We start from the raw sequence: 8,503 nt of genomic DNA, 5'->3' as shown, positions 1-8,503 counted from the left end.
ATATTATCTTTCTCTTTCAAGACATCAATATTATAAAATTTGCTACAAATATTTCCACATTCGTACCCTGTGGCAAGATCGTTATTTTTGCGAGACCTATCACTTATTAAATCAATATTTTCAATGGTAAAATCCTTATTAGAATTAATCATTATAAGATTCTCTTTCCAAAAATCAGTAACGCTTTTAATTTTTGCCTTCGCTTCTTTTTTATAAGTCTCTTTGTAATTAGTCCAGCCTTGGTTTAATGATAAATACACTCCTTTATAATCACTTGTAAATAAATAAACCACATAAAAGCCTTTTTGAGCACTTGTACATATCTCATCGTCGAATACAGCAATCCACGGAATCTTCGCCCATCTTCCCTGCCCAACAGAAGCTGTAACTCTGTAGTTATCTCCAATTCCTCTGATTGATAATATATTTCTTGCATTTTTCCTAAATTTATTTGCTAATTCATTGTTTTTAAAAGGTTGATTACTCATCTCTTTTTCATAATTTCGAGAAATATCCCCAAATAAATCGACAAAATTCAAATTTATTTCCCCCTCTAATAGTTAATAGTACAGACTATGCTCACTTATGATAAGGCTCCCCGCGCATGATCCGAAACGCGCGGTACACTTGCTCGAGCAGCACGAGGCGCATCAGCTGGTGAGGCAGCGTCATCCGGCCGAATGAAATTTTCTCGTCCGCGCGCGCTAGAACCGCATCGCTTAGGCCAAGGGAACCTCCGATCACGAAAGCGATTTTGCTTTTTCCGTAAGTCATCAGCCCGTCGATTCCTGCCGCAAATTGCTCGCTCGACTTTTCTTTTCCGTCAATCGCAAGCGCCACCACATGCGTGTCCGCCGAAATTTTCCCGAGAATCCGCTCGCCCTCGCGCTCCTTCACCTGGACCATCTCCGCTTCGCTCAAAACCTCAGGTGCCTTTTCATCAGGAACTTCTTCCACGGCTACCTTCGCGTACGAGCCAAGGCGCTTTAGGTATTCTGCGGTCCCTTGGACTAAATACTTTTCCTTTAATTTTCCTACACAAATGATTTGAATTCGCATCTTTACACTCCCAAAATTCCTGTTTCCCTTATCATACACTAATTTGCCATAAAAATGGATACCATAACCCATAAATTCGTATCAAAAATGGCTTTTCAGGGTAAAAATACCCAAATTACCAAATAAATGAGTACACTCTCGTTTTCCACATCGTTTTGCCACTTACCCACAGTATTTATCCACAAAAATTATGCACATATCCACAACCCCATCCATATTTAGTGCAAGAAAACTTGTTCTCCCCCATATCTATTTTCATCCAAATTCTTTATCCACAACTTATCCACAAGCAAATCCAGCTCTTCCACATCTTCTTCAAATCCCTACATAAAGCCATTTTTAACTTGCTTTTATTTTCTTCTCAAAGTCCAATCCTAATAAAATTGTGGATAAAAGCTACTTTTCAACTAGACCATTCACAATAGGGATGAAGGACCTATTAAATCCTGTGATTCTGCCTTAAAAGTCCATAATCCCTCGTATTATTCACTATATTTTTCAGTATTTTCACTTTCTCACAGCTTACGCACATCTTATCCACAAATTTCATCCACATATCCACAGCTCCAATCTATATTTTGGGCCCGAATATGCGTTCCCAGCAAGATAAGCGCCCATCCATTTTCACTATCCACATCTTATCCACAACTCACTTTTCTTTTTCCACAAAAAAAGCAGCTCCTCTTTTCGAGGCGCTGCTTTCCATTTTTATTGTTGAACAGTTTTTGCTTCTTCAAGTTTTAGTGAAGTCGATTTCTCTTTTCCATCCCGGTAATACTTGATTTTTACTGTATCACCGATTTTCAGATTCGAATTATAAAGGACTTTCCGCAATTCAACCGTATTCGTAATCTTTTGACCGTTAATATCCACGATTACATCATATTGTTTAAGTCCTGCTTTCGATGCAGCAGAATTAGAAGTGACTTGTTGGACCATTGCCCCGTAATTGATGTTGCTTGGCAATTTAAGCACACTGGATTGTTGTTGTTCAGGAATCGTATCCACATCACGAAGCGTAACGCCAAGTGCTGGTCTTTGTACTTCTCCTTTTTCTTCCAGTTGAGTAATGATTGGTTCCACAGAATTACTTGGAAGTGCAAAGCCAATCCCTTCCACATTTTCCGTTGAAATCTTCATCGAGTTAATGCCAATGACTTGTCCTTCAAGATTGATGAGCGCTCCCCCACTGTTTCCTGGGTTGATTGCTGCATCGGTTTGAATAACTTCAGCTTCCCAATCTTCTTGTCCATCACCATTGATATCAACAGGCACTGCTCGGTTTAATCCCGAAACGATTCCTTGCGTAACAGAACCAGAAAACTCTGTTCCAAGCGGGCTACCAATCGCAATGACCGTTTCACCAACCGTTAAAGCATCAGAATCGCCAAACTTCGCAACGCTTGTCACATTTTTATCCGAAATTTCAAGAACAGCAAGATCATTCCATTCATCTGTCCCAATCAATTTAGCCGTTGATTTTTTACCATTTGAAAAAGTTACTTCCAATTTGTCCGCGCCGTCAACCACGTGATTATTCGTTACGACATACGCTTTGCCATTGGCTTTCTTGTAAATCACGCCGGAGCCAGACGAAGCTTCTTGCTCAGAAGATGAATCTGAACCACTTGAATTTCCATTGCTACCGTCGCTACTTCCACCGCTTCCAAAACCGCCAAGACCACTTTCAAGCGAGTTAGATGAAGCTTGATAATTCAAGACACTAACCACTGCATCTTGAACCTTGCTGACAGCTTTTGTAATGTCCGTTGAATTTTTATAAGAGACTTTTTCAACCGTGTTGCTTTTCGTTGAGCTCGTGTTTCCTAATGAACCCGATGAGGAATTGGAGTCATCCTGATTTAAGCCTGATACCGCGAAGAAAATGATGACCGCGCCAACAATAACACCTAAAAGCCCAGTTAAAAAATATCCTAAAAGTGCTTTACCGCGTGGCTTTTTAGGTGGCTCGTTACCGTCGCCGCTTCCTCCGCCCGAACGTGTTGGTGGGATTGGGGGAATAGGAGGAGTTCCACTTTCACCACTTGAATGAGCCTCGTTTGCGCTGCTTCGCTCAGCATTTTGATAAGAGGCGCTCGCTGTTTCAGATGCCGCTTGGCGATTTTGTTCAGCTTCCGCGGAGCGCTCCGCTTCAGGGGAAACAAATTCAGACCGGCTTTCCTGGCTAGGTGTCGCTTCCTCTTCCGGTGAATTCCCATTTACAGGTTCTTGCGGGTGGTTCATATTTTCAAATTCTCTTTTCTCTTCTTCCAAAGCAATTCATTCCTTCCTGCACAGATTCAACTCTTGATAATTCTATCCTACATGACAAATATGAAAAATTCATGAAATTAATTTTAAAAAATAACATGAAAATCCTTTTATTTAAAAAAGAGGCGACCAGAAGTCGCCACTTTTTTAAATTGTGAAAAGTTCTGTTGGTTGTTCCGGATCTGTATCAAATAAATCTAGAGTTTCACCAACAATAATGCCTTCTTGCTTCAGCGTTTGTGAAACACTCATCCGCGCAAGGTCTTTCATATTATTATCTTTACTTAAATGACCCAAATAAATTCGTTTCGTCCGGTCACCAATCACTTCACTCATCGCAATTCCCGCATCTTCATTCGAAACGTGACCTTCATCCCCGAGAATTCGGCGCTTGACGTTCCAAGGATAGCGCCCCATCCGGAGCATTTCCACATCGTGATTACTTTCAAACAAGTACGCATCAGCATTTGCAATGTGACCCTTCATTCGGTCACTCACATAGCCCGTATCCGTAATCATGACAAACTTCTTATTCCCATTATGGAATATGTAAAACATCGGCTCGATAGCATCATGAGAAACGCCGAATGATTCCACTTGTAAACTGCCAAAATCCTTGACCGTTTCCATTCCAAATTCAAATTTTTGCTCTAATGCCACTTCGCCAATCATACCGTTCATCGCATTCCAAGTTTTCTGATTCGCATAAATCGGCAATTTATATTTCCGCGCCAAAACGCCAAGACCCTTAATGTGATCCGAATGCTCATGCGTAATCAAAATCGCATCCAGATCCTCAATCGAGCGCCCAATCTGGCTAAGCAAGCCTTCCATTTTTTTCCCGCTTAAACCACAGTCAATCAGAATCTTCTGATCCACCGTTTCAACCAAGGTTGCATTCCCTGTACTGCCGCTCGCAAGTATACTAAACCGAATTTGCTCGGTTTCTTTTTCTGTTAAAATTTGGCTTTTCATCATGTTTCTTTTACCCCCCGAGCACATTTCCTATCTGTTTCCTATTTTAACCTTAATAAAGCAAAAAGAAAACCAAAATTAATTGTACTTCTAAGAAAAACCGCTTTCTATATCCAGAAAAGCGGCTTTTCGAAAAGTTTTATTTGATTCTTTATTGCTGCTGTTTAGTTTCATCCAAATTAATGACTTGTTCATCTTTTGCATTGACAAGAAAATAGCTCGTCGCGCCTTTATGTTCCACTTCAAAACACCAAACCGGGAAATATACATCCCCACTTGAAAGTTGAACGGTCGTGTAGTAGCCGAATACGACTTGCGTAATCTTGCTGTCTGTTTTCAAATCACCGTGCTGGTAAACAGCTTCGAGCGCATCCATTGACGAAAGCAAGTTTTTCTTTTCTTGCAAATCATCTTGCTTCCCAAGAACCGTTTGCCGGTAAGCGACGACTTCATTATCATTATTCAACTTGAAAATGAGTTGTCCTGCCGTATCAAATAGTACCATATCATCTTTGATCACTTGATTATAAATCAATTCTTGCTTTTCTTCATCATATTTCCAAAACTGATAAGAACTGCCTTTATAGACATCATCTTTCAGAAACTTCTTAAATTCTTCACTTTCTTTTTTGCCATCTGTTTTCACAGGATTTTGAAGTGTCGAAACGATTTCAGTGGAATTATTCGCAAGCGTAATCGTTTGATTTTTTAAATTTGAAACGTCTTTTTCATTGATTGTCACTTTATCCGCCGTGAAAACCTCCCCATAAACTTCCTTTGAAGAAAGCTCTGGGTAACTAATATTATCTGTTTTCAGGTGATCTTGTAACGTATCGTTTCCAAGCTTATCGGGATCATTTGTTGCTTGCTTATTCAAAAACATCACACCAAGAAAGATATCAAGCAACAGGAAAGCGATGATAAAAATGATCTCTGTTTTTCTCCAATCCATTTTTAATCACTCTCCTTCATGTCAGCCTCAAGCCATTTCCCGCGATATTTATAAATCCATGTTGGTTTTAGTTCAACAATTCGCTTCAAGCCCTTATCTTCTGACCAGTTCATTTTATAGCCAAGCGTGATCATCTGTAACCCATCCGTTTCGATATTCTCATTCCGCAATTTTTCAAAAACGTCATAAGAAGAAGGAAGCGTCACATTCGTACTTTCTCGTGGAATCGTGTAATCTAGCTTGAAAAAGGGACGACTATATTTATAAACCGCTTCTTGTCCTTCCGTTACCGCCATCTCTGACATCCCGCTATCGCTTAGAACTTGAAGGTTATCGACAAACATGCTAAATTTCGTACTGCCACTTGCCAAGTTGTAGCCAGTAAAGTAATATTCGTCCGTCCAACCTGAATGTTCATTGATAAAGTTAAAACTATCTTGAATCATATTGGCCCGCCGCATTTCACTTTGCGTAGCTGGGTTTGCATTTTCTTGCGCGGGATTAATGTATTCAAGCACCTTGTTATCAGTATCTAGCACAATTTTACTAGAACCATCTGTATACGAGTTATCTTCATTCTTAACAGAACTCGCATCTGGGAAAAGCGCTTTTGTAAACAAACTAATATCCATCGTATCAATAATATATTTTTTGCTCTTTAGTGTCGTTGCTTTTTTTGAAAGAAACAAGGCATGATTACTAGTACTAACTTCTTCCACCTTGCCAAGCTCATCTTGTTCATTAGCATTGTCCACTAAATTCCGTATGATTGTAATATCTTTTTGCGGCAACGAACTTTGATAGATCGTGTCTTCACGGTCATTTGTAAAGTACACCGTATAAAGTCCTGCTTCGGTTGTATTTGTGTCAAATACAATGCGATTAAATGAAGCGGCTTCTAAATCCTTTCCAGTAAGCTCATAAATCTGCGAGAAAATCGAAAATGGAATGTTATTTGGATAAACCAGTTCAACTGTCCCATTTTGATGGATTAACCGATCATATTCCTGACTGCTTTTTTTACCAGAAGAAACAATTTCAGAAAACGTAAACGCCCGGCCTTGAGTTGCCAATTGATTTACAAATTCCTCAGTATTCGTTTGGTAATGCAAACCGCCTTGGTTGATTTGAGCAAGAATCGGTTTAAAGACCTGAGAAGCCGTTTTTTGCTTATCAATAGCCGTGTTTTTAACTTCCTTCACATCAATCGACTCGTAATTAGGTTGTGCTTTCCAAATTAGATAGCTTAAGACGACACTTAAGACGACTAAAATCGTTAGAAGCAAGCCTCTTACATAAGAAAATTTCCTCATTCCCAATCATCCTCCGGCAGCTCGCTATATGGCAGGGTGAATTTCACAGTGGTTCCTTTGTTGCGATTGCTTTCCGCCCAAATATCGCCACCATGCGCCCGGATTACTTCTCGAGCAATCGCAAGACCAAGCCCTGTTCCTCCCATTTCTCTTGAGCGCGCTTTATCTACACGGAAAAAGCGGTCAAATACTTTATCCAAGTCTTCTTTTGGAATTCCAAGCCCTTCATCACTAATCGCAACTTCAATATGACTAGCAAATTTTTTCAAGAAAAAGGAAATCTGTCCACCATCTGGTGAATACTTATTGGCGTTTGAAATAATATTATCGAGCACTTGCATAATTTTATCTTCATCAATCTCAATAATAACAGGCTCTTTTGAAATAAATCGTTTAAATTTAATCGAATCTTTTTTCATCATTTCAAAGCGGTCAATAATATGGTTAAAGAAATCCGTGAAGTTCACGAAGCTTTTGTCCAGCTGTTCACGCCCACCGTCCATTCTTGAAAGTTTTAATAAATCATTAACGAGTCGAATCATTCGTTCCGTCTCATTTTGTGTCACTTCCAAAAATTTCGGCGCGAGTTCAGGATCTTGCCAAGCCCCATCACTTAAAGCTTCTAAGTAACTATGCATGCTCGTAAGCGGCGTCCTTAGTTCGTGCGAGACATTCGATACAAAATCGCGGCGTTCCTGATCGACTTTTTCTTGCTCAGTAATATCGTGTAAAACTGCGATAACCCCGTTCACGAAACCTGTTTCCCGCTGAATGACGGAAAAGTTCACACGTAAAATATACCGTTCGTCGACCGTACTCCGGTCTAGTGTGATCGTCGCTTCTTGTCCCATCAAATCTTCAAATTGATAGCTATCTCCAATATCAAGCACATCAATGATCGCTTCACCATTGGCACTTTCATGAGGCACACGCAGCATTTTTTCTGCTGGCGAATTGATTAGAATAACCTTCCCGCGGCGATCTGTCGCAATAACACCATCCGTCATATAGGATAGCACAGAAGATAGCTTTCTTCGCTCTCCTTCTGTCATTGCTTGCGCTTCCTGAACCTTTCTTGTAAGCGAGTTGAAGCTTTCCGCAAGCTGGCCGATTTCATCTAGCCCATAAACCTTTACTTTACGGCTATAGTTCCCACGCGCCATCGCATAAGCTTGCCGTTTCATATCAATTAGTGGCTTGGTGATCGTTCGAGATAGTAAAATCCCAAGCACCGCCGTAATCGCCATCGCAATCAAAGTCCCGGTTATAAAAATACTTGTAATCGAGTTGACTTGCGTATAAACAGACTCAATATCCGCGACAAGGTAAATAACACCGATCACACTATCTTTATTTTTAATCGGCAAAACATTGACCCAAACGCGTTTATTCCCGTCTGACTCATCCATATAAATTTTATCTTCCGAAGAACTGAGTGAAAGAGCTCGTTTAATCAGTGGTGTGGTTGATTTTTGGCCAACAATCCCTTGATTATCCATATCCGAAGTTCCAAGAATTTTCCCCTTGTCATCAACGATTCGAACTTCATCTAAACTACCATTATTTCGCGCAAAATCAACTAGCAATTCGCGAATATCCGTTTGCAGTTGCGCACTATTATCGCTATTCTTTAAAATCTCTTCACGAACATTGTAATCTAGCAGTTTTGTACTGCTCTTGATTGAATCTTGGAAGTTCTTTTCGAGCTGTCCTTCAAGTTCGCGAACAAAGTATGCACCGATAACCTGCATGGCTACAAGAATAAGCAAGAGATAAATCATTACCAGGCGAAACTGAACCGACTGGAAAAACTTTTTTATTTTCTGCATAAAAGCTTCTACTCCTGTTCGGGATGAAATCTAGATTTCACATGTATTTTCCTTCTAGCATAAGCACCTAAAATCCGCTAAATCCTTATTTTTATAACTAAGTA

General features: G+C 40.0%; 7 protein-coding genes. All 7 read right to left on the bottom strand.

Features of this window, described 5'->3' with window-relative positions; translation table 11 throughout:
* Positions 1-539: MrcB family domain-containing protein (locus HCK02_RS04250; RefSeq protein WP_167628877.1), on the bottom strand; the 539-nt coding region annotated here is incomplete at its 3' end.
* 40 nt (positions 540-579) lie between these two features.
* A complete protein-coding gene (gene rlmH / locus HCK02_RS04245; protein WP_167628883.1) occupies positions 580-1,059 on the bottom strand; it encodes a 23S rRNA (pseudouridine(1915)-N(3))-methyltransferase RlmH in 480 nt (159 codons plus the stop codon).
* A gap of 708 nt (positions 1,060-1,767) precedes the next feature.
* Positions 1,768-3,303 carry a S1C family serine protease gene (locus HCK02_RS04240; RefSeq protein ID WP_167628882.1) on the bottom strand — a complete coding sequence of 512 codons (1,536 nt, stop codon included), beginning with the start codon at positions 3,301-3,303 and terminating at the stop codon, positions 1,768-1,770.
* 174 nt (positions 3,304-3,477) lie between these two features.
* The gene (locus HCK02_RS04235; RefSeq protein ID WP_167628876.1) at positions 3,478-4,308 is read right to left on the bottom strand and encodes an MBL fold metallo-hydrolase; all 831 of its coding nucleotides are present in this window, start codon (positions 4,306-4,308) and stop codon (positions 3,478-3,480) included.
* A gap of 148 nt (positions 4,309-4,456) precedes the next feature.
* Positions 4,457-5,257 (bottom strand): two-component system regulatory protein YycI, encoded by an 801-nt coding sequence (locus HCK02_RS04230; RefSeq protein ID WP_167628875.1) that lies wholly within the window; start codon positions 5,255-5,257, stop codon positions 4,457-4,459.
* A gap of 2 nt (positions 5,258-5,259) precedes the next feature.
* A complete protein-coding gene (locus HCK02_RS04225; protein ID WP_167628874.1) occupies positions 5,260-6,570 on the bottom strand; it encodes a YycH family regulatory protein in 1,311 nt (436 codons plus the stop codon).
* Positions 6,567-8,399: a cell wall metabolism sensor histidine kinase WalK gene (walK, locus tag HCK02_RS04220; RefSeq protein WP_167628873.1), complete on the bottom strand. Its 1,833-nt coding sequence runs from the start codon at positions 8,397-8,399 to the stop codon at positions 6,567-6,569. The genes HCK02_RS04225 and walK overlap by 4 nt, the downstream gene beginning before the upstream one ends.
* Positions 8,400-8,503 lie beyond the last annotated feature (104 nt).

Source organism: Listeria valentina, assembly GCF_011800755.1.
Lineage (GTDB): Bacteria > Bacillota > Bacilli > Lactobacillales > Listeriaceae > Listeria > Listeria valentina.
The sequence above is the reverse complement of the archived record's forward strand: the minus strand, read 5'-3'. Positions and strand labels throughout refer to the sequence as shown.